The sequence below is a fragment of the Cohnella sp. CFH 77786 genome (genome assembly GCF_019400745.1).
Taxonomy (GTDB): Bacteria; Bacillota; Bacilli; order Paenibacillales; family Paenibacillaceae; genus Cohnella.
The window spans coordinates 307,251-328,949 of record NZ_WJIB01000002.1 but is presented as its reverse complement, the minus strand read 5'-3'; the positions used below and the strand labels follow the sequence as shown (position 1 = coordinate 328,949).

The 21,699-nt window shown below is 53.6% G+C and carries 17 protein-coding genes and 1 pseudogene; 1 reads left to right on the top strand and 17 read right to left on the bottom strand.

The window, feature by feature from the left end:
* The first annotated feature begins 73 nt into the window (after nucleotides 1–73).
* Nucleotides 74–907 (top strand): helix-turn-helix domain-containing protein, encoded by an 834-nt coding sequence (locus GE107_RS04270; RefSeq protein ID WP_219638242.1) that lies wholly within the window; start codon nucleotides 74–76, stop codon nucleotides 905–907.
* An 88-nt stretch (nucleotides 908–995) separates the two neighbouring features.
* Here GE107_RS04270 and GE107_RS04265 read toward each other — a convergent pair whose 3' ends face one another.
* The 17 genes and pseudogenes from GE107_RS04265 to GE107_RS04185 all read right to left on the bottom strand — a co-directional run bounded on the left by GE107_RS04265 (nucleotide 996) and on the right by GE107_RS04185 (nucleotide 21,679).
* Entirely contained in the window at nucleotides 996–2,966 is a 1,971-nt protein-coding gene (locus GE107_RS04265) for a YjhG/YagF family D-xylonate dehydratase (RefSeq protein ID WP_219638502.1), read from the bottom strand.
* A gap of 45 nt (nucleotides 2,967–3,011) precedes the next feature.
* Complete coding sequence (gene gucD / locus GE107_RS04260; protein WP_219638241.1) at nucleotides 3,012–4,475, bottom strand: alpha-ketoglutaric semialdehyde dehydrogenase GucD; 1,464 nt, start codon at nucleotides 4,473–4,475, stop codon at nucleotides 3,012–3,014.
* A 20-nt stretch (nucleotides 4,476–4,495) separates the two neighbouring features.
* A complete protein-coding gene (locus GE107_RS04255) occupies nucleotides 4,496–5,401 on the bottom strand; it encodes a fumarylacetoacetate hydrolase family protein (RefSeq protein ID WP_219638240.1) in 906 nt (301 codons plus the stop codon).
* 102 nt (nucleotides 5,402–5,503) lie between these two features.
* Nucleotides 5,504–6,259 (bottom strand): IclR family transcriptional regulator, encoded by a 756-nt coding sequence (locus tag GE107_RS04250; protein ID WP_219638239.1) that lies wholly within the window; start codon nucleotides 6,257–6,259, stop codon nucleotides 5,504–5,506.
* A 126-nt stretch (nucleotides 6,260–6,385) separates the two neighbouring features.
* Nucleotides 6,386–7,426, bottom strand: coding sequence for an alpha/beta hydrolase (locus GE107_RS04245; RefSeq protein ID WP_219638238.1), 1,041 nt, complete (start codon nucleotides 7,424–7,426; stop codon nucleotides 6,386–6,388).
* Nucleotides 7,427–7,572: 146 nt separating this feature from the next.
* Nucleotides 7,573–8,295, bottom strand: coding sequence for a response regulator transcription factor (locus GE107_RS04240; RefSeq protein ID WP_219638237.1), 723 nt, complete (start codon nucleotides 8,293–8,295; stop codon nucleotides 7,573–7,575).
* Nucleotides 8,270–10,033: a sensor histidine kinase gene (locus tag GE107_RS04235; protein WP_219638236.1), complete on the bottom strand. Its 1,764-nt coding sequence runs from the start codon at nucleotides 10,031–10,033 to the stop codon at nucleotides 8,270–8,272. The genes GE107_RS04240 and GE107_RS04235 overlap by 26 nt, the downstream gene beginning before the upstream one ends.
* Nucleotides 10,034–10,129: 96 nt before the next feature.
* Nucleotides 10,130–11,710 (bottom strand): extracellular solute-binding protein, encoded by a 1,581-nt coding sequence (locus GE107_RS04230; RefSeq protein WP_219638235.1) that lies wholly within the window; start codon nucleotides 11,708–11,710, stop codon nucleotides 10,130–10,132.
* Nucleotides 11,711–11,775: 65 nt separating this feature from the next.
* A complete protein-coding gene (locus GE107_RS04225; protein ID WP_255570173.1) occupies nucleotides 11,776–12,657 on the bottom strand; it encodes a carbohydrate ABC transporter permease in 882 nt (293 codons plus the stop codon).
* An 18-nt stretch (nucleotides 12,658–12,675) separates the two neighbouring features.
* The gene (locus tag GE107_RS04220; protein WP_219638234.1) at nucleotides 12,676–13,659 is read right to left on the bottom strand and encodes an ABC transporter permease; all 984 of its coding nucleotides are present in this window, start codon (nucleotides 13,657–13,659) and stop codon (nucleotides 12,676–12,678) included.
* A gap of 162 nt (nucleotides 13,660–13,821) precedes the next feature.
* A complete protein-coding gene (locus GE107_RS04215) occupies nucleotides 13,822–15,612 on the bottom strand; it encodes a type 2 periplasmic-binding domain-containing protein (protein ID WP_219638233.1) in 1,791 nt (596 codons plus the stop codon).
* 42 nt (nucleotides 15,613–15,654) lie between these two features.
* Nucleotides 15,655–16,551 (bottom strand): carbohydrate ABC transporter permease, encoded by an 897-nt coding sequence (locus tag GE107_RS04210; protein WP_219638232.1) that lies wholly within the window; start codon nucleotides 16,549–16,551, stop codon nucleotides 15,655–15,657.
* Entirely contained in the window at nucleotides 16,548–17,438 is an 891-nt protein-coding gene (locus GE107_RS04205; RefSeq protein ID WP_370636237.1) for an ABC transporter permease subunit, read from the bottom strand. The genes GE107_RS04210 and GE107_RS04205 overlap by 4 nt, the downstream gene beginning before the upstream one ends.
* 363 nt (nucleotides 17,439–17,801) lie before the next feature.
* Nucleotides 17,802–18,428 carry a hypothetical protein gene (locus GE107_RS04200; RefSeq protein WP_219638231.1) on the bottom strand — a complete coding sequence of 209 codons (627 nt, stop codon included), beginning with the start codon at nucleotides 18,426–18,428 and terminating at the stop codon, nucleotides 17,802–17,804.
* 90 nt (nucleotides 18,429–18,518) lie between these two features.
* A pseudogene (locus GE107_RS04195) lies at nucleotides 18,519–18,656 on the bottom strand (VOC family protein); the annotation flags it as partial.
* A 236-nt stretch (nucleotides 18,657–18,892) separates the two neighbouring features.
* Nucleotides 18,893–20,659, bottom strand: coding sequence for a type 2 periplasmic-binding domain-containing protein (locus GE107_RS04190; RefSeq protein WP_255570172.1), 1,767 nt, complete (start codon nucleotides 20,657–20,659; stop codon nucleotides 18,893–18,895).
* A 135-nt stretch (nucleotides 20,660–20,794) separates the two neighbouring features.
* Nucleotides 20,795–21,679: a carbohydrate ABC transporter permease gene (locus GE107_RS04185; protein ID WP_219638230.1), complete on the bottom strand. Its 885-nt coding sequence runs from the start codon at nucleotides 21,677–21,679 to the stop codon at nucleotides 20,795–20,797.
* Nucleotides 21,680–21,699: the final 20 nt, after the last annotated feature.

The following is a 21,699-nucleotide window of genomic DNA, read 5'->3' as shown; positions in this document are numbered from 1 at the left end:
TATAAGGACAAGTCTTCATTTGAAATGTTAAGGCTGGGATTTCATTTATCCATTTTGGTAGGTGCGCAACAGAATGAATTACGACGGGATAAAGGAAAACGATGTCGTATACCGGTGTATCGGCGACGATTTCAACCAAGGCATCATGTCATGCGGCTTTATGAGAAAAAGAACGGCGGATCGTTCCCAATATGACTTTATGATCGGATATTACAGCTGTTTTGTGATCCTGCAAGGCAGTGGACGATTTATCTCGAAGGACGGCACCGTGATTCCGATGCAAGCGGGGGATCTGGTTCAGCGTTTGCCCGAACGTATGCACTCCACCGAAATCGAGCCCGATGGGGAATGGATCGAGTTTTATATTAGCGTAGGCTATCCTGTCTATCATTACCTCAAAACGCTTGGAATGATCAACTCTGATCAAGAGGTGCGGGCGACGCGGCTTACGAGCGATTTGGTACTTGATTTTGCTGCCTTGCTAAACACGCTTAAAGGCGCTGCGGATGATAGGCTCCCCTACGTGCTGATGAGAGCGCAAGAGCTCATGATCCGATTACACGGCAGCGTTCCTTATACGCAGAAAGAGGACAATGAACATAAAATAGCGAAGGCTTGCCAACTCATCGGCGGCTCCAACGATATCCATTATGATAGGAAGGAAGCTGCAGCAGCCATCAATATGGGCTATGAGAATTTCAGGAAGCTGTTTAAAGCCTCGACCGGGGTTTCCCCTCAGCGGTACCACATTGAACAATTGATGAAACAGGCCAAAATGATGCTCCTCTCCGGACTTCCTATCAAACAAGTAGCCCTTAGTCTTGGTTATGGGGATATTTATTCCTTTACGAAACAATTTTCGAAATCGGAAGGAATGCCTCCAGGGCGTTATATCCGTTGCCGTTGAGGGCAGATTAGAGTTCCAAATGCAAACAACCGACCCTGATGAGGATCGGTTGTTTGCATTCGGAGACGAAGGGGATCGAACCCATACCTCATCGTTGCAAGCCATGCGTTTCTGCAGCCAATGCGCGTTTGCCTGCTTCCAACGTCCGGATGATGCGATCCGTATCATACACGCAGCCTTTCCAGATTCCGCCGCTGGCCGATTGAAGCGCTGCCCACAGCCGCGTGTCGTCCGGAAGCTCGGGATCTTCCGCGAGACCGGGATGCAGGGATCGGGCGGCAAGAATGGCTGTTCCGGATTCAGGGGAATCCGGCCGTTCGCCGCAACCGACCATATGAACCGATCCTTCCAACTTCCGCGTGTCGATCCGGATCTCGATCCAGTCGCCATCGCGAAGCCGTCCGATGGGACCGTCCGCCAGCGCCTCCGGACCTATGTGCCCGATGCATGCGCCGGTAGAAACGCCGGAGAACCGTGCATCGGTCAGCAACGATACCTCCTTCCCGAAGGAGAGGTACCTTAGCGCCGAGGTGAGTTGGTACGTCTCCTCCATGCCGGCGCCGGAAGGCCCGCGGCCGATCAACACCAACACATCGCCGGCAGAGATGCCTCCGGTCTTGATCGCTCGTATCGCCGCGCGTTCGGTCGTGAACACCTTCGCTCGGCCGACGTGCCGGAAGATGCCGTCCGGACCGATCACCGACGGATCGATGGCCGTCGATTTGATGACCGAGCCTTCCGGCGCGATATTGCCGGACGGGAACGTAAGGGTAGGTGCAAGGCCTGCGGCGCGTGCACGTTCCGGACGATAGATGACGGAGTCCGGATCGATGCCTTCCTGCTCTCTGAGGCGTGTCCTCATGCGCTGGCGTCTCTCCGACGTCTCCCACCAATCCAGCGTTTCGTCCAGCTTCAAACCGACGACCGTAAGCGCCCGCACATCCAGCAACCCTAATCGCCTCAAGTGCAACATGACTTCCGGAACGCCGCCTGCGAGAAACACGCGGACGGTCGTATGCGGAATCGGTCCATTCGGTAATACGCTAACGAGTCGCGGCACCTCACGATTGATCGTTGACCAATCGGATACGTCGGGAACGGCGAGTCCTGCGGAGTGGGCAAGGGCCGGGATATGCAGGAGCAGATTCGTCGAACCGCCGAAAGCGGCGTGTACCGCCATCGCATTGCGGATGGATGCATCCGTCAGCAGATCGCCCATCGTCAGGCCAAGTTCGGCGAGCGACATGGCGGCACGGGCGGACTGCCGCGCCATATTCGTCCAGACCGGCTGGCCCGACGGCGCAAGCGCGGCGTGCGGGACGGTCAGGCCGAGCGCCTCCGCCACGACCTGGGAAGTTCCCGCGGTGCCGAGGAATTGGCACCCGCCTCCCGGCGACGCGCAGGCGCGGCAGCCCAGATCGGCAGCCTCCTCCAGTGAAAGCTCGCCGTTCGCGTAGCGGGCGCCGATCGTCTGGATCTTGCCGGCATCCTCGCCATTCGTCGGAGGCAGCGTCACCCCGCCCGGCACGATGACGCCCGGCAGCTTCGTCATGCCCGCTAGCGCAAGCATCATGGCCGGCAGTCCTTTGTCGCAAGTCGCAACGCCCAGAACGACCGAGCGTGTCGGCAGCGAGCGGATCAGCCGTCGCATGACCATCGCCGCGTCGTTACGATAAGGAAGCGAATCGAACATACCCGTCGTTCCCTGCGAACGTCCATCGCATGGGTCGCTGACGTATCCCGCGAACGGAATATGGCCTGCCGTGTTGATTTCATCCGCCGCCGCTTTCATCAACAGACCGACTTCCCAATGACCGGTATGATAACCGAGCGCCGCCGGCGTGCCGTCTTCATTCCGGATACCGCCAAGCGTTCCCAGAATGAGCACCTGCCTTCCCGTCAGCCGGTCCGCCCGCCAGCCCATTCCGACGTTTTGCGACCAGCCGAACAGATCCCCGCTCGGCGCATTCAGCAGCAGCTCCGGCGTGAGCGGCAGCGTGCCCGTCGGACCGGGTGCATGCGTCACCACATGGAAATACGCATCGTCATGGTTCCCCATGATGTGATGGATTCTATCGCTCACCCGCGTTCCTCCCCCTCCGGATTAAGGCTTCACGAAAACCGTCTTCACCGACGTGTAGAATTCGATCGCCGCCGTGCCCTGCTCCCGCGAATGCGAGCTGGACTGTTTCATGCCCCCGAACGGCGCTTGAAGCTCCACGCCGGCCGTCTCCGCATTAACCCGAACGAGACCTGCTTCGGACTCCTTGATGAATGTCAGGGCGTTTCCGATATTGCGCGTATACAATGAGGCGCTGAGTCCGAATTCCGTATCGTTCGCCGCGGCGATCGCTTCCTTGAGATCGCGCACTTCGATAAGCGCTAGCACGGGGCCGAAAATTTCTTCCCTTGCAATCGACATTTCCGGCGTTACTCCTTCGAACACGGCCGGCGTTACATAGAAGCCTTCCCTAAGCGCCGGATCGTCGGGACGTTCGCCGCCGACCAACAGGACGGCGCCCTCTTCTTTGCCTTTGCGTATAAAATTCATTACCGTATCATATTGGTTCTCGTTCGCGCACGGTCCCAACCATGTCTTGGCATCCAGACCGTCGCCGACGACGAGGTTGCTCACTTTGGCCAGCAGCTTCTCTTTGAACGCGTCATAGACCTCGCTGACGACGATGGCCCGGCTCGTCGCCGTACATTTCTGGCCCGTGGAACGAAGTCCGCCGCTCACCGCCGCCTCCGCGGCCAACTCCAAGTCGGCATCCGCCGCCACGATGATCGGATTTTTCCCGCCCATTTCCAGCTGATATTTGGCGCCTCGCGCCAGAGCGGCCTGACCGACCCGCTTGCCGACGCCGTTGGAACCGGTGAACGTTATGCCATGGATGCCCGGATGCTCGGCGATGCCCTGTCCGACGACCGCTCCGCTGCCGACCACCATATTGACGGTTCCGGCCGGGAAGCCGGCATCATGGAAACATTGCATGACGAGAGAAGCCGTGACGGCCGTTTCGGTTGCCGGCTTCCAGACGACGGCATTGCCATAGATAAGCGCGGGCGCCATCTTCCAGACCGGAATGGCTACCGGGAAATTCCACGGCGAGATGACGCCTACGACCCCGAGCGGCACGCGAGTGGTGAACATCAGCGCATCCGCATCCGTTGACGGAATGACGTCGCCTGTCTTCCTCATTCCTTCACCCGCGTAATAGCGCAGAATGGCAGCGCCTCTCGCCGTCTCTCCCTTCGCTTCCCCGATCGTCTTTCCCATTTCCCGGGTCATCGTCCGGCCGATCTCCTCGATCCGGTTCTCCAGCAGGTCGGCCGCCTTGAAAAGGAACGCACCGCGCTGCGCTCCCGTCAGCATGTTCCATGCGCGTCTTGCTTCATCGGCCGCAGCAACGGCTCGGTTCAAATCGTCGATCCCGGAGACGGGAACCTCTCCGACCGTCTCGCCATGCCTTGCCGGATTCAGACTCGGCACCCGTTTGCCCGAAGCCGGAGGCGTCCAGCTTCCTCCGATATAATTGTCAACGATGAAGACGGATTGCGTGTCCATGAATGTATCCTCCTTCTTTCTTATAGCGCAACCGAGGCCGTGTCCAATTCGTGCACGTTTACCGCCGTATTCACGAGCGTTCCGATCGTTTCGACCTCGATCTCGATCCGATCGCCGGACTTGAGCGTGAACTGATTCGGCGGCACCAGACACGTGCCCGTCAGCAGAACGGTTCCGTCGAACAGCTCGTTGTCGCGTTTCAGAAAAACGATCAGCTCATCCAATTTTCGCTTCAACATCCCCGTGTTCGCCGTCTCATCGAACATCTTGACGCCGCCGCGGTATATCCGGCATGAAACGGCAAGCGCATAGGGGTCCGCTACCGTATCCGCCAGCCGTATGAACGGTCCGATCGCGCACGAACGCTTCCAAATTTTCGCTTGCGGCAAATAGAGCGGATTTTCGCCCTCGATATCCCGGCAGCTCATATCGTTTCCGGCCGTGTAGCCGATGATCGTTCCGTCGCGATCCAGAACGAGGCCGAGCTCCGCTTCGGGCACTTGCCAGGCAGAGTCGCTTCGCAGGCACACCTGCTCGCCCGGACCGACCGTACGTGCAGCGGTCGATTTCAGGAACAGCTCCGGCCGCTCCGCCTCATACACCTTATCGTAGAATGTATCCGCGTTCAGCCGCCCACTCGTGGCCTCGTAATTTCTCGCCTGCCGGCTCCGCTCATAGGTTACGCCTGCCGCCCATACTTCAGGTGCATCAACCGGCATCGCCAGATCCAGCGATTCCGCTTGCCTCGATAAAGGCACAGATTCGGCGATCCGTTCCGCTACAAATTCCGAGAGCATGACGCCTTGTGCGCGGGCTGCTTTCCATAACGTAATGAGGTCCGGCTCATCCAGTTTGAAAGCAGATCCATCGTCCGCCATGACCCCTAAGATTAGCCCCCCGCTATCCCGATACCTGAATATGCGCATACTGCTTCGCCTCCACTGTAGTTTTATATTATAAAACCGCGTTCTCGTTTTGTGCCGAGAATAAACACATGACACGAGGTCATGCGTCCGGTTTTATCGACATTACCCCCGATAGCCAAGCCCCCGGGAAATACGGTCTGCAACGTCGCGAATGAGCCTCACGAAACGCTCCTGCTCTTCTTCGCTCACGGTGAACGCCATCGTCGAAATGCTGACGGCCGCGGCGATCTGCCCGCCGTGATCGTAAACCGGCGCCGCCGCACATCGCACGCCCGGCTCATTCTCTTCCTTATCGTAGGCGACGCCCGACTCCCGCACGCGTTCCAATTCCTCCCGGAACGCTTTCTCGTTCGTAATCGTATTCGGCGTATGGAGGGTATAGACGTAGTTCTTCAAGGTTTTTGCCAGATCCTCGGGCGGAGCCATTGCCGCCAGCACCTTGCCTACTGCGCTGCTGTGCAGGGGCACGCGTTTTCCGATCCTCGAGTACCGGATCGCCGCCCTGCTCCCCTCCACCTTATCGATGTATACTCCCTCCCCTCCGTCCCGGATCACCAGATGCACCGTCTGCCCCGTCTGATCGGACAATTGCTGCAAATACGGCTTGGCGACTTCCCGAATATCGAAGCCTTGAAGGATCGACTGGCCCTTCTCCAACAAACGCATGCCGAGCCGGTAAAGTCCATTCTCGTCCTGTTCGATGTACCTGTGCATTTGAAGCGTCTTCAAAAGAGAGTGGACCGTGCTCTTATGCAAGCCGATTCGGCTGCTGATCTCGGTGATTTTCAACTCCCGGTTATGCTCGTCGAACAGATCCAAAATCCGGAGCGCCCGGTCCAAGGCTTGAATGATCGGCATGTGAAGCTGCAATCCCCTTAGTTCTATAATGTAAAACTATGTTCTGTAATATAATTTTACCAATACGATCCTTTTTCGTCCACCGAATCGGGAAGAAAACAAATGCATCTTCATGAAAAGACCCTCCTAATCCGCGAAACTGCTGGAAAATGCCAGTCGACTAAAGTTGTAGGCGCCGTGATTCCACACCCCGAAATCGTGTACGCCGCCCGGCACGAGAACCCGGTAAAAGTGGCCAAGCTTGTCTCCCGCTGCATCCGCGAGCCCTTCGATCGACTTGGTATACGGGCCGATGGAGACCTCGTCCCGATCGCCGCAGGTCATATACAGCAAATGGAGCTTGTGCCCGGCAGACGCCAGGCTTGCGCCCAGAACCGGACCTTCGCTCGACGTTGGGGCATTGGAGAAAACGCCAACATAGGCAAACAAATCGAGCATGCCCGGCGCGAGCACGGTCGTATCCAACCCGTTCCTCCAGCCGTGCTTGTTTTCCGTGTAAGCGACCGAATCGCATCGGTAGCCGCCGAGAATCAAGTTCAGGCACTGCATGCCTCCCATGGACAAACCGGCGATCGCCCGGTGCAAGCGGTTGTAAGCGATCCCCTCGGCCGAAGTGTCCGTAATGTCCGCGTACGTACGGTATGTCGATTCGATGAAGGGGATCAGATCGTATCTGAGCTCATAATCGAAATAATAGAAGCCGAGCATGTTGGTTCCTTCGGAATTGAAAGATCTGTCCATATGATCAGGCGCGGATCGCCCGTTGGGGAAAACGGCGATGAGCGGATCGATCTCGCCCTCGGCGATCAAGTTGTCCAGAATATTGCAAAGGACAAAATTCCCGCCGATTTGCCCGTTGCCCCGCAACCACTCGGCCGGGTCTCCGCCCACTCCGTGAAGCAGATACAGTACGTTATATCGATTGCCCTCCGCGTTTTCTTCATAGCCGGAGGGAAGATAGATGTTGCACTTCTTGGCGATCGGGTCTCCGCTGACCGTTTGTCTTCCCGCCTCTGCAGATTCAATATGCCGATCCGTCACGAGCAGCCGTGACACGTTAATGTAGTTCCGGACCGGGTACTCGATTTCGGTTAACGTCCCCTGAAGCTCCTTCTTGACCGCCCTCATGTACTCGGCAGGAACGGCCGTCGCGTGCAGGTTCTCCATATTCCATCCTCGCTTTCCCTAATTGGATTCCAATGCGAACGACGCCAGACATAGCCCCGTGCATAGAGATAATACCAAGAGGGAAGATACGGATTCAAACCTTGCTTTTTCATTTTCGCAATTCCTCCTTGTACGGTTGACGCCTTTCAATCTTCCACCGGCGACTTGCTCTCCCGATACTCGCTGGGCGTGACTCCCGTATATTTCTTGAACACTTTCGTAAAGTAATGCTTATTCTCGTAGCCAACCTGCTGCCCGATGGCGCTGACGAGGAGATGGCGCTGCGCCCGGAGCAGCTTCCGCGCCTCCCGGATCCGCAGCGCGTTCAGGTAATGGACGAAGGTATCGCCGGTTTCCTTCTTAAATAGACTGCTGATGTAATTCGGATGAAGATCCATCTTGTCGGCGAGATGATCCAGGGAAAGCACGCTGTTGTAATTGGCCTCCATGTAGGCGAGAATCCGCTTGGCGTGTTTCGAGTAATCCGTATCGCCTTCGGAAGGGAGTTCCGCGCTCACCCGTTCGAGCAGCCGCGCGATTTCCTCCTTATCGATCGGCTTCAGAAGGTAGTCCACGACTCCCGCACGCAACGCCCTTCGCGCGTATTCGAAATCGTCGTAGCCGGTCAATATGATAAAGCGGTCGCATAACCCGTCCTGTCTCGCTTCTTCGATCAAATCGAACCCGTTTTTCTCCGGCATGTTGAGGTCCGTAATCATCACGTCGGGCCAATATTCCTTCATGATTTCCAGGGCCTCATAGGCGTTGCCCGCATCGCGGAACCGGGCTCCGACGGGAGCGACTTCGCTCACCACCTTGACCAGCCCGCTCAGGATGAGCGGCTCATCGTCCACGATCAATATTTTCATCGCCGGGTTCCCCTCCTTTCGCAATAATGACGCACAGAGCCGTCCCTTGGCCGGGGTTGCTTGCGATTTCCAGCCGCGATGCTCCGCCGTAGAACGAACGGATGCGCTCGTTCACGTTAACCAGCCCGACTCCGCCCTCCTGCTCCTCTTCGCCCGCCTCGTCTCGTCTCGCTAGCCGGGCTTGAATGGCCTGCAGCTTCTCCGGAGGGATTCCGCTTCCATTATCGGAGACGGTAACCCTGATTTCCTCCGCCGTCTCTGTCGCCGAGAGACGGATATGGACGGTCCGCAGAACGGTGGACGCACCATGAGCGATGCAGTTCTCAAGCAGCGGCTGCAACAGGAAACGCGGGCATCGCACGTTCCCGGCATCCAAGGCGACGTCGATTTCATAGGTCAACCGGCTCTGCAGCCTCATCTTGTGGATGTTGAGGAAGAAGGTGACCATTTCGATTTCCTTGGCCAGAACCGTCTCGTCCTTCTGAGGCGATAGACTGTAGCGCATCAGTTTCCCGAACCAGAAGGAAATATCGGCGACTTCCTTATCGTCATGAGATTCCGCGAGCATTCGGATCGTTTCGAGCGTGTTATAGAGAAAGTGCGGTTTAATCTGGGCTTGCAGCACTTTGTAAGCGGCTTCTTTATGGCGCAGCTCGGCGCGGTGGACGTTGTTGATCAGTTCGTCCATGCGCCGGATCATCGAATTGTACGTTTGGGTAAGGAACCCGATTTCGTCCCTGCCATCCAACTTGTCTTGCTTGATGACGAGCGGTTTCAAATTATCGTCGCGCAAGGTGCGCATATGCCGGGCAAGCCGGAGGATGCGTTTCGAAATCGTGGACACCAATGCGTAATAAGCGAACGATAAACCGGCCAACAGCAAGACGATTGTCGTGACCATTACGATTTCTCTCCGCTTGATCGCGTGGAAGACGTCGCCGACCTGCCCGGTGACGATCACGCGAACGCCGAGCTCCTCCAGATTCTGTTGGTTCACGATCGTTTTGCGGTTAATGAAGAACGTGTTGTTCTTCGATTGCAGCATGCGCAGCGTCCCATCATCCAGATGAGCAGCCGTCTTGCCGCCAAACAAAGGCTTCCCTTGCTCGGACAACAGAAAGGCTTCCCAGTTCTCTTCCACGCCTGCGGCCTCGTAAAAATGGCGGATCAGACTGCTGCGGACCCGGATTTCGAGCAAGCCGATTTTTTCCGTGATCTGGGTATTGTAGAGGTATTGGTAATAGATCAGGTCCGGATCCGAAACCTCCGGATCGGCGCGTACCCACACGCCTCGGCCCGGCTTGATGGATCGGACCGCTTCTACCCTTCGCGAATCCAGCTTGGACAGGTCCAGGATATGATCCGAGATCGGCAGAACGCGGTCCTTCATCTTGTAGATGACGACGGATTCGATCTCCGGACTGGCGAACAACGATTGCGAAAATAGCGGACTGATGTAACGAATGAACGCATAGACGCTGTCCGCATCGGACTGGTAGACGCCGTCCAGATAATCGGTTAAGTACGGATTATATTGCAGCATCCGGTGCACCGATTGGATGCGGGCGAGCTCCGTTTTCATATTCGCGTAAGCCTGTTCGAGGATTTTCTGCCGGCTTTCCACGAACTGCTGGGTGAGGTTGCCGTAAGTTTGCGTATAGTAGTGATAACCGAATGCGATGACCGGGATAAAGATGAGGACCGCGTATCCCAGAATCATTTTGCGCATGATGCTCATGGCAGCCCTTCCCTTCGAGTTCCGTATCCCGTTACCGTTCCATGAGCAAGCAAAGTCCGGTAAGGACCGCGCAGCGCCCCTACCGGATTTTCGACTTTATTGAAATAAATCCTTCTTCTTCTGGTACGTTTCGTTCGCCCAGTCGACCAGTTTCTGCAAGCCCAACTTCTCGGCGTTCTTGAGCATGTTGTTATAATTCGCGACGGCTTCCTCTTCGGATTTCGCCAAGTAGATTTTGACCTTCTCGTTTTTCACCATTTCGTCGATCTTCGTCTTGAGCGTCTTTTCCGGGGAATCCGGCTGGGTCTGGATCAAGCCGAGCGCCGGCTTGTAGACCGTGAAGGCTTTCCGCTCCATCAAAGCCTGCGTTTTCTGCGTGCCGGGAACGTAGGACAGCATGCCTTCCGTTACGCCGTCATTGTACAGGTACCACCACTTGATGCCGTTGCCGTTCACGAAATCGGAATCGCTCGGATCGTATTTCAAGTTCGGATACCCCTCGTCGTTCCACGTCCAATGCACCCCCTCGACGCCGAACATGGTCAGTTTCTTGCCTTCTTCGCTCGCCAGGTACTGGATGAATTTGATCGACGCTTCCGGATCTTTATTGTTTTTCGTGATGAACGTGCCGGCAAAGCCGAGCCCCGAGCTGACGGATACCGTTTTGTCCGACAGGGCGCTGGGCAGCAATTTGAACGTGAACGATCCGCCGTTGTTTTTGACTTTGATGTTGTCCGAGTCCGCTACGCTTACCGTATGGCTGTGCGCGAACGCTTTGCCGCTCGTCGCGTACTGGTCGTCGATCTGATCGTTCGTGTATGCGAAATTTTCCGCCAGAATGAAGCCGCTGCGGTAAAGGCTGTTCATGAATTTGAAGTACTCGAGCGTCTCCGGCTGCCGGAGGACGTAATCCACTTTGCCGTCCCGTTCGTACCAGCCGTCCAAGAGGCCTTCAACGCCGGATTGCTGCAGGAAATATTGCTCCATCCAGTCCTTGTCCATCGTAAGCGGGATCATGTCGGGATACTTCTCCTTGACCCTGCCCAGAACCTTCACGAAATCGTCCAGCGTCCGGAGCGGCGGGTTGCCGAGTTCCTTCAGGATATCCTCCCGCACCGCGATGCCGGGATTTCCGTCGTTGCCTAAAGAGTATTTATTTTGGGCCATTTCCTCCTGCGTCGCGAAGGCATTCCGAACCGTGTAGAAGTTGCCGTCGTCCATCGTGTGGATGGCGATTCTCGTCTTGTCGATTTTAAAATCCGGAGCATAATTGGCGATCAGTTCGTTCCAGGGGTAGGAAAGCTTCGAATCCGACAGACGGTCGACGTTGGCATACGTGAACACGAGGTCCGGGAGGTCTCCGGAAGCGATCATGAGCGGAAGCTGCTTATCGTCCGTCGCGATGGTCACTTTCAGCTTGACGCCCGTTTTCTCGGTGATCTTGTCCGCAACCGGGCCTTTCCACTCCTTAACCGGATACCATGGCGCGTCGATAAACAAGGACAGTTCTACCGGATCTTTGCCGTGGGAAGCCGGTTCGCTGCCGGCAGCCGATGGCGATGCTTCGGGTGTCCCTTGGTTGCCGCCGCCATTGCTCTTGCTGCATGCGGATAACAACGCCAATACGAGCACGACAACCAGCGATGAATACAGCCTTTTGAGGACTAATCGGTTCAATCTAACCCCTCCGTCGATTGATTTGTATATTAAAGCAACTTGCGCTTTAATATCATGATGATTTTTCAACCCTTGATGGAGCCCAGCATGATTCCTTGGATGAAGTACTTCTGCAGGAACGGGTAAACGCAAACGATCGGCGCGACGGAAATCACCATCGCCGCAACTTGCAGCGAATAGCTCGTGACGCCCGCCGACGCGCTGTTCGCGACGGCGACGGCATCGAGCGGCATGTTGCTCTTGTTGATGACCTCCATCATTCGGAACGCGAGCGTCCGCAAGCCGTCCGATTGCACGAAGTAAGCGGAGTCCAGCCAGGAGTTCCATTGGCCGACGCCCATGAACAGCGCCATGGTGGCGAGCAGCGGCATCGAGACGGGAAGGATGATCCGGCAGAAAATGACGAATTCGTTCGCCCCGTCGAGATGCGCCGACTCCTTCAGTTCTCCGGGGATTTCGCGGAAGAACGAAAGGGCGATCAGCAGAAAAAACGTGCTGAGCATGGAAGGGATAATATAGACGCCGAACGTATTGAGCAGACCGAGCGCACGCAGCACCACGTAGTAAGGAATGAGCCCTCCCGAGAAGTACATCGCGAAAATGATGATCGTGAAATACAATTTGCGAAGCAACAGATCCCGATGCGAGAGTCCGTAAGCCACGAGACAAGTAAGCAGGACGCCCAGCACGGTTCCCGTTACCGTTCGGAGCACCGTCACCAGGAACGCTTGATACCAGTTCGGATCGTTCAGGAACTGGGCGTAGTTCTCGAACGTGACATGGCGCGGCCATACATAGATGCCGCCAAGAAGCGAATCGGTCCCCTTGTTGAGCGAGAGGATCAGAACGTAATAGAACGGATAAAGCATCGACAGCATGATGACGAACAATACGAGGTGAACCGCGGTATCCATGATCCGGTCTTTCCGTCTTTGGCTGAACGGCAACGCCGAACCCTCCTTTTTCTAGAATAAGCTGGAACCCGACGCCCTCTTGGCGATGAAATTGCTGGAGAAGATCAAGATGACGGAGATGACGGATTGAATCAAGTCGATGGCCGCCGCATAGGAGAACCGCCCGTCCTTCAAGCCGACCTTGAACGCGTAAGTCTGCACGATCTCCGAGGTCGGATTGTTAATGGTGTTGCCGAACAGGAAAGCTTGTTCGAAATTCGAGCCGACGAGCCCTCCGCCGAGAATGCTCCCGATCGTCAGAATAAGGACCACGACGATCGTTCCTTTCATCCCGGGGAACGTGATATGGCGAATGCGCGCCAGTCTTCCTGCCCCGTCCATTTCCGCCGCTTCATAAAGGGAAGGGTTGATGCCCGCGATGGCGGCCAGGAAAATAATCGTCCACCAGCCCATTTCCTTCCATACGGCGCTTCCGACGGACAGCCCCCAGAAATAGTTCGGACTCGTCAGGATGGCCAGCGGTTTGTCGATGATTCCGAGCCCCATCAGCGCCTTGTTCACGACTCCGATGTCAACGGAGAAGAAGGAGAAGGAGATTCCGACCACGACGACCCACGAGATGAAGTGCGGCAAGTAGCTGACCGTCTGGACGAACCGTTTGAACCGCAAGTTTTTCGCTTCGTTCAGCAAGATCGCCAGCAGAATCGGAGCCGGAAACGTAAACAACACTTTAAGAAAGCTCAACATGAGCGTGTTTCGGACGATGGTTCCGAACTGGTAGTCGTTCACGAATTCCTTGAAATGATCCAATCCGACCCATTCGCTGGTGAAAATCCCTTGAATACCGGTGGAAATCGAATAATCCTTGAACGCCATCAAAATCCCGAACATCGGCGAATAGGAGAAGATGAGCAAAAAAACGATGCCGAGCCCGACGAAGAGGTGGAGCAGCTTCTGCTTTTTGAACCGCTTCCAAAAGAGTGCTTGGCGTCCGTTTGTTGACCTGACATTCGCGGGTGCCGTATTCCATTCCATGCGCGTGCCTCCCTTATTTCCAGTCTACATGGTGAGGCCCTTTGCCCATAAGCCAACAATCCTTAGAAAGCGTTGTCATTTTTTAAGGTCGCGAAAAGCAAGAGCCTGCAACCGGGTAACGGAGGCAGGCCCTTTGCGAGTGATCGATGTTGAGTATCGGTTTTATTTGCTCGCCATCGCCTCGGCGCGCATTTTCACGATTTTTTGGGCTTTGGCCGTATCCGCGGCAACGACATCGTTCCAGCCGAGTCCGACCACGTCGGTCTTCATCTTGGCCCACAGCGAATCGAATTCCGCTTGGTCTTTGGCGAATACCATCTTCCAGGACGCGTTCTTCACATAGTCCGAGATTTGGCTGCGCTCGTTTTTAATGTCGGACGAATCGCTTCCGAGGCTGGTATTGATATTCGGCACGATATCGATCATGTTGTTCTTCAAGTAGTAGTCCGTGGCGTTCTTTGCGCCGAATGTATTCTGCCAATCCATAGTCAGGGCGGTCTTGTTCGCTTCTATTGTCGAGCTCCAGTAATTGCTGTTGTAGAATTCTCCCGTATCCGGGTCGACGACGAAATCGCTCATGATCATGCTGTTGATTTTGCTCTGTCCGTCCTGGTATCCTCCTCCTCCGTACTGATCCGGAACCGGCGTATTTTTCTGGAAGGCAGTCTGTCCGACTTCGGTCAGCTTAAACTTGCCTTCGGGCGTCCTTTCGTAGTTAAAACCTTCGAATCCGTTCGTATAGTAACGAAGGCCTTCCGGAGATACGTACCAATCCAGGAATTCCATGATCCGATCCGGATCTTTGGCTTTCGAACCGATGGCGAACACCCTTCCGTTCCCGTAATAAGCGTCGCTGGTCTGAATGAGATGCGTGTCCGCGATCGGAACCGCGACATTGCCGTCGCCATTCTTCCCTCTCTCGATGGTATTGTAAAAACCTCTCTGCCAGGAATACCACAAGAGAAGAACTTGCTTGTTGGTCAGCTTCTCGGCCACCTTGTTCCAATCCTGCGAAGCGGAGTCGGGGTCGACCAGCCCCATCTGATTGGCGGTAAACAGGAATTGCAGTATCTTCTTGTACATGCTGTTGTCGTCAATGATCGGAACGATATCGCCCTTCGCGTTCAACTGAATCGTCGTTGTGCCGTCAGGCTTCTCGTAGCCGTACCAGTTGCTGAGCCAGCGAACGTTTTCCATGGCGCCGGTGCCGCCGTCCCAATCCTTCCATAAGGTGATCGGAACGATTGTTTTGCCGTCCGGCGTCTTGGGATACTTCTGCTGCATTTGCTTCAATACGTTCAGAAGATCGTTCAGATTGTTCAGCTTGGGAGCTCCGACTCCCTTGTAATAATCCCATGGCATAAGCGGGCTGGAGTAAGGCGTATCCTCGGAGTAAGTCGTTGGCGAAGTATCCGCCTCGAAGGTCGGCATCGCATAGATCTTGCCATCCGGATTCACCTTGTCAAATCCCGCATTGAAAGGCTTGAAATGATTGTCTACGTATTGGGACAAGTATTTCGTATTTTTGACCTTATCCGTGATATCCATGATCAGTCCGGCCGGAATCAATTCCTCCAATTGGCTGTTATCGATGATCAAGAGGTCTCCCAGATCCCCGGCTGCCGTCCTTGTCTTGTATAGCTGGTCGCCGGCCACCTGCGGCGCAAGAATGTTGAGCGTAATGTTGAACTTGTCCTTAAGAAGCTTTCCATACCACCCTGTCTGCTCTCCCTGGTAATTGGCCGCGTTGTCGTAAACGGTAATGGTCAGCGGTTTGCTGTGGTCGATCGCCGAATCGCCTTGGGATGCCGCTGGGCTGGATCCTGATGGAGCCGACGAAGCTTCCTTGTTTGGAGATGAGCTTTGACATCCGGTCAGCGCCGCCGACACCAGAAAGAGGCAGGCAAACAACAGACATGTCGCTCTCTTTACCGCAAGATTACGCTTACTCATTCGCAATCCCCCATAGAATGTTTTTTATTATAATGGTGCAGATCAACCTTTTACCGCACCGATCATAATCCCTTTTACAAAGAATCTTTGGAAAATCGGATAAACCAACAGGATGGGAGCCACCACGATGATCGTAACCGTCATGCGGATGGATGTGGTGGTTTGCTTGGTTGCCAAACTGGCCATGGCGGTTGAACCGGCATTTTGCAGATTTACCATCGTGGATAACGAACTTGCCTGATTCATGTAGTTGTACAGAATGAACTGTAAGCTGAACAGCTTGCTGTCCGTCACCAGAAGCAACGTATCCTGAAAGGAGTTCCATTGATCCACTGCCGCGAATATGGCAACCGTGGCCAATATGGGCTTGCTTATGGGCAAGATGATCCGGAAAAACAGGGTCAAGAGCCCGGCCCCATCGATGCTTGCCGCCTGCTGCAATTCCTTCGGCGTCGATTCCACGAAAGTTTTTACCAAAATGATAAAAAACGGGGCCACGATGGCCGGCAGAACATAGGCTAGAAAATTGTTGGTCAGGTGCAGCGTTCTCATGGTGAGATACCAGGGAATGATCCCGGCATTGAAAAACATCGTGAGGATCGTAAAGCGATACCAAAATCTTCTGCCCCACATGTCTTCCTGGGTAAACATGAATCCAAGGAATGCGGAAGCCCCTACCGTCAGCAACGTTCCCAACAAAGTTCTTTCCAGCGAAATCAGGGTGGCGTTCCACAGCCCCGGTATTTTGAACACATCCAAGTAATTCTGGAAATGGATGTGCCGCGGGTAGAAGATAATCTCTCCTCGCGCGCTGATGTCGTTGGCGCTTATCGTGTTGATGATGATGTAGTAAAACGGATATACGCACATCAGTGCGAACAAGGCAAACAGGGTATAGGTCAGAACGGAAATGGTTTTGTCGGTCGTGCCGAACGTCATACGATGCTCTCTCCTCGTATTAATTTAGACAGCCCGTTTACGGAAAAGAGAAGCACGACGCTGATCAAGCTCTTCAGCATGCTGATCGCCACGGAGACCGAGTAGCTGCCGCCCCCCATGGCCAAGTTGTAGACGTACAGGTCCAGAACCTGGATGGAATCTTTGTTAAACGCATTTTGGAACACGAAATATTGCTCCATGCCGTTATTCAGGAAGCTCGCGATCTGCAGCATCACCAGAACGAAATAGGTCGGCAGCAAGCTGGGCAAGGTGACATGCCGAATCGCCTGCATTCTAGTCGCACCGTCTACGCGGGCCGCCTCATAGAGAGATTCGTCGATTCCCGTAATCGCGGCGATATACAAGATGGCCGCCCACCCCAGCGTCTTCCAGGTCTGCCACATCCACATCGTGATCCAGACATGTTCGGAGTTTTGAAGGAACAACACCGGAGAATCGATCAGCCCCAACTGCTTGAGAAGGCCGTTCACCATGCCTTCGCTGGAGAACATGGAGAAGGCCAGCGAATAGACCAATACCCAACTGATAAAGTTCGGCAAGGTGGTGACCGTCTGCACGATCCTCCGGAAACGCATGGCTTTGATCTCGCTCAGAAAGACCGCGAAAATCATGGGAAGCCAAGAGAATAACAGATACAAGCCGCTGATCCCGAACGTGTTCTTGATCACCTGAAGCAGTTGATTGACCTTGACCGGGTTCTCGACCAAGGAACGAAACCACTTGAGACCGACAAACGGCGAATGGGACAAAGGCGTCGGCGGCATGTAGTCGAAAAAGGCATAAACCCATCCGTAAAGCGGGTAATAAGCGAAGGTCGCGAGCAACACCATGAATGGAAGGATGTAGAGAAATTTCCTGATTGACACTCTTCTTCTGCCGTATGCTTGAGTATGCACCCAGACACCTGCCTTCCGATCATTCAACGAATTGAAGCGCTTCCATAAATCGACTGTCGTATTCCAGTCTACTTGTTATGACCTCACGCCCATAAGCCAACATTTTTAAGAAACCGTTGTCATTTTTAAAGATCCGGCGTTCATGGCCTGCACCCGGTTTATTCTGATCACAAAAACGGCAGCCTTGGCGGAATGCGCCCCGGACTGCCGCTTTCGTGATTATTATGGCCGATTTTCGGTCAACCTTTGACGCATCGTATGATTTAATAAGGCTGCCGATCCATTGACCGGCAGCCTCGTTATTTGAGCCATTGCATAATAACTAACGGGCCCTCAATCATTTGCCGCATACTTTGCACGATACGTTATCCATTCCACCAGACCACGGAGTAAGCCGACAGAAATCAAAACCGGGAAAAAAAACTGCTCAAATTTTAGATCCAAATCGGGAATCTTCGAGTATTCCAAAATGATATTTCCTACAAAAATGACAATCAAAAATAACGGTGTAGTGAAGAAAACGATCATTTTGATTTGATCTGTGACGGCTTGTTCAATCTGGGAATCTGTTTGCCATCTATATTGTAAGTGATTGCTCTTGATACTTTCTTTCGCTTTGACTATATACCATGGGCAGTAGAGAACTGTGAAAAAAGAAGGCAGTAAGTAAATGGCGTAGATGATCTCATCCGGAAGTCCAGTATTCTCCCACAGCATACCGCCCATAATGACCCCAATCATCAATGTTGCAATTGGAGAAACAAAGCCTAATAAAATTCCGGTTAGCCACACATGGCCGATAGCAATCCGGATGAAGAAATAAAGGAAAATATAGAGCAGAAGCATCAGGACAAAATTTTCGATTCGAGCTTCGAACAATGATGTATTCGGAAGGATAAGGAGTAGAAGAATAATGAGGAAGGTTGACGCTGCAAATACAATATTTTTCTTCAATTGCATAATACCTTTCTGAATGAAGGAATATTTAACAATAAGGAACGCAGCGCTTGAAAGTAATGTAAATTTCAGTTAAGTTTTCTTTTAAACGTCACGACCAGCCCATTCACCTTCGACAATAGCTCGCCCTTCGAGCTTCAAGCCAATCTCCTGGAAGAAAGAGATTGCGTCGTCAAGGGATTCTACAACGATGCCAACATTGTCCATTCTTAGTAATTTGTTTTTTGCCATTGTGTTATCTCCTCGCGTACAAATTTATTACCTGACCATCGTCATATTTATTCTATCAAGAACTACGAATTACTTCCATGCACCACGAATCAATGCAAAGCACGTTTGAGTCATAAGCTTCCCTGAACCCCCAGTCGAACGTCGAACTGCGGGTTTTCTAATACGAATAATAAAATTCCGTGAGCCAATTGCGCTCACGGAATTTGGATGTTCACGAAGCTCATTTCTTGTTAAAATTACTTCTTCAAAGCCGCACCGACCGTTTTTTCGTAATTCTCGACTTGCCACTTCAGCACATCGTCGTAACCCAGGCCTTTGGCTTTCGAAATCATTTGCTCTTTTAATTTGGCAAACTCATCATCCGTCTTCGCGAACATCATCTTCCAGGAGAATTCCTTGATGACTTTGCCCATTTCAGCTTTCTTCTGCTTGATATCGGCCGGTTCCGCCACCGGAGCTTCTTCGCTAAAGTACGCAGGCTGTACGGCCACTATGTTGTTTTTGACAACGTAGTCTTTCATCGTCATTGCTCCCATAGCTTCCCGCCAGCTCTTCGTGACCGGGTCCGGATCGTGGTTCAGATAGGAGGACCACATGCTGTAATCGTATGGTTCACCGGTTTCCGGATTGATCATTGACTTGTTGATCGTTGCGTTGTTGGCTTGGAAACCTCCGTCCGTGAACTTCCCGCCGCCGTATTCGGCAGGCATATCGACGGAGTTGGTAACTGCTTTGTATCCGAATTCGGTCAAGGCAGGCTTGCCATCCACGATATCCCAGATCACACCCTTCGGACCTGCGGCGGCGATCTGAGCGCCCTCCGGCGAGTACAGCCAGTTCAAGAATTGCATCACGCGCTCCGGATATTTGGTCTTCGACCCAATGGACCATAAATATTGGCTGCCATAAGGGTTATATCCGCTGGAAGTCATTTTCTCTTCGGTGAACGGTACGAACGCGAAGCCTTTGCCTTGGCTCGTATTCTCTGTGGTGTTGTAGCTATCGGTAAGCCAAGGGAATTGGGCGAAGAGAACTTGTCCGTCCTTGTACTTATTGATCACATCGGGAAACTTCTGCGTCAAGGAGTCCGGATCCAGCAGCCCCATCTTATTCGCTTCGAAGAAGAATTTCAAGCCTCTCAGGTAGTAGCCGTCGTCGTCGAGCAGGCCGATCCATTTCGCTTCATCGGCCTTCGTCATCATGATATCGGCAGTATTGAAGCCGTCCCCTTCGTTATACCCATAAAACTGAGCCGTGACCTTCGCGTTCACAGACATAACGCCATCCCAGTCCGACCACAGCGAGAACCCGTAAGTAGGCTTGCCGGAATCACTCTTCGGACTAAGCTCCTGCATTTTTTTGACGATGGGAAGATAGTCTTCAAACGTCTTGATTTCCGGACTTCCCAGCTTCTGGTACAGGTCCCAGCGAAGCATCGGACCGAACGTCGTTCTGGCGCCATCGCTCGGGCCGTCGCCGCTGCCTACACTATTACCGACGCCGTAAATCGCCGTGCCGCCGCCGAACTGCTTGCTGTTGGCTTCGAGCGACTTGCCGGCATTCTCCAGAAGGTCCTTGCCGTATTTGTCAAGCAGACCGTCCTTCTTCCAATCCAGCAACAAGCCGGCTTTGATGGCATCCTTATAATCATCTCCGCCGATAGCGACCGCGATGTCGCCCAAATCGCCAGAGGCCAGCAGCGTAGAAGCTTTTTGCTGTCCGCCGGAGATAATGTTCAATTTGATATTAAATTTATCTTTAACCACTTTCGCGAACCAACCGGTTTGCTCACCGGTATAGTTGGCCAGGTTCGAGAAAACATCCAGCGTGATTTCCGGTTGCTTCGAAGGATCGTCCGTTCCTTCCGACGCCGCGCTGCTCGCCGTGCTGCTCGGTGAATTACTCGCCGTGCTGCCTCCCTTGGAGCTGCTGCATGCGGACATAAATACAAGCAAGGCGATCATCGCGACAGCAGAAGCTGTCCATTTTTTTCTTCTTGTCATGTTTTTGTTACCCTCCTTGTCATCATCCAACAAAAAAACCTTCATATCCTCTGCCGCCAAGAAAAGTATGCTGACGCCCACTTGGCAATTTTAAGCGTACAGCGGCCCGCCTCACCTCCTTAGAGAGCTCCGGGGTCAACCCTTCACGGCCCCGATCATCATACCTTTGACATAGTATCGTTGGAAGAAAGGGTAGACGAGCAAGATCGGGATGACGACAACCATCGAGACCGTCGTCCGAATCGAAGTGGCCGTCTGTATAGTGGCCAAGTTCACACTTCCTCCCCCGGCTTGTAACAGGGATGCCAGCGATGTCGCAGTTTGAAAATAGCGGTACAGAATAAATTGCAGCGTAAACAACTTCGAATCCGTGATCAGGAACACGGTGTCCTGAATCGAGTTCCATTGACCGATGGCAGAGAAGATGGCAATCGTGGCCAGAACCGGCGTGATCAAAGGCATCACAATTTTCCAGAAGATGGTCATATGGCCAGCTCCGTCGATTTGCGCCGATTCCTGCAGGGAGATCGGCGTCGACTCGATGAACGTCTTGACCAAGATGATGAAGAACGGCGAAACGATTCCGGGTACGATATAAGCCAGGAAATTGTTAACCATGCCGAGCTTAAGCATGATCAGGAACCAAGGAATCAAGCCGGCATTAAAATACATCGTGGCGATCAGGAATCGGTACCAGAATTTGCGTCCCCACATGGTGGGCTTCGAGAACAGGTACCCTAGAAAACCCGATGCGGCCACAGTCAACACCGTGCCGATCACAGTGCGTCCTATGGAAACGATCGTGGCATCGGCCAGTCCTGGGATTTTGAACACCTGTATATAGTTGGTCAAATGAAAGCCCTTCGGGAAGTACATGACAAGTCCTCTGCTGCTCAAGTCGTTATTGCTGATGGTATTGATGAACAAATAATAGAACGGAAAGAAACAGGCCAAAGTAAACAAAGCAAATATCGTATAGTTACATACGTCAAACATCGAAATCTTACTATTCTTCCCCATGTCGGCTCCTCTTCCTACTA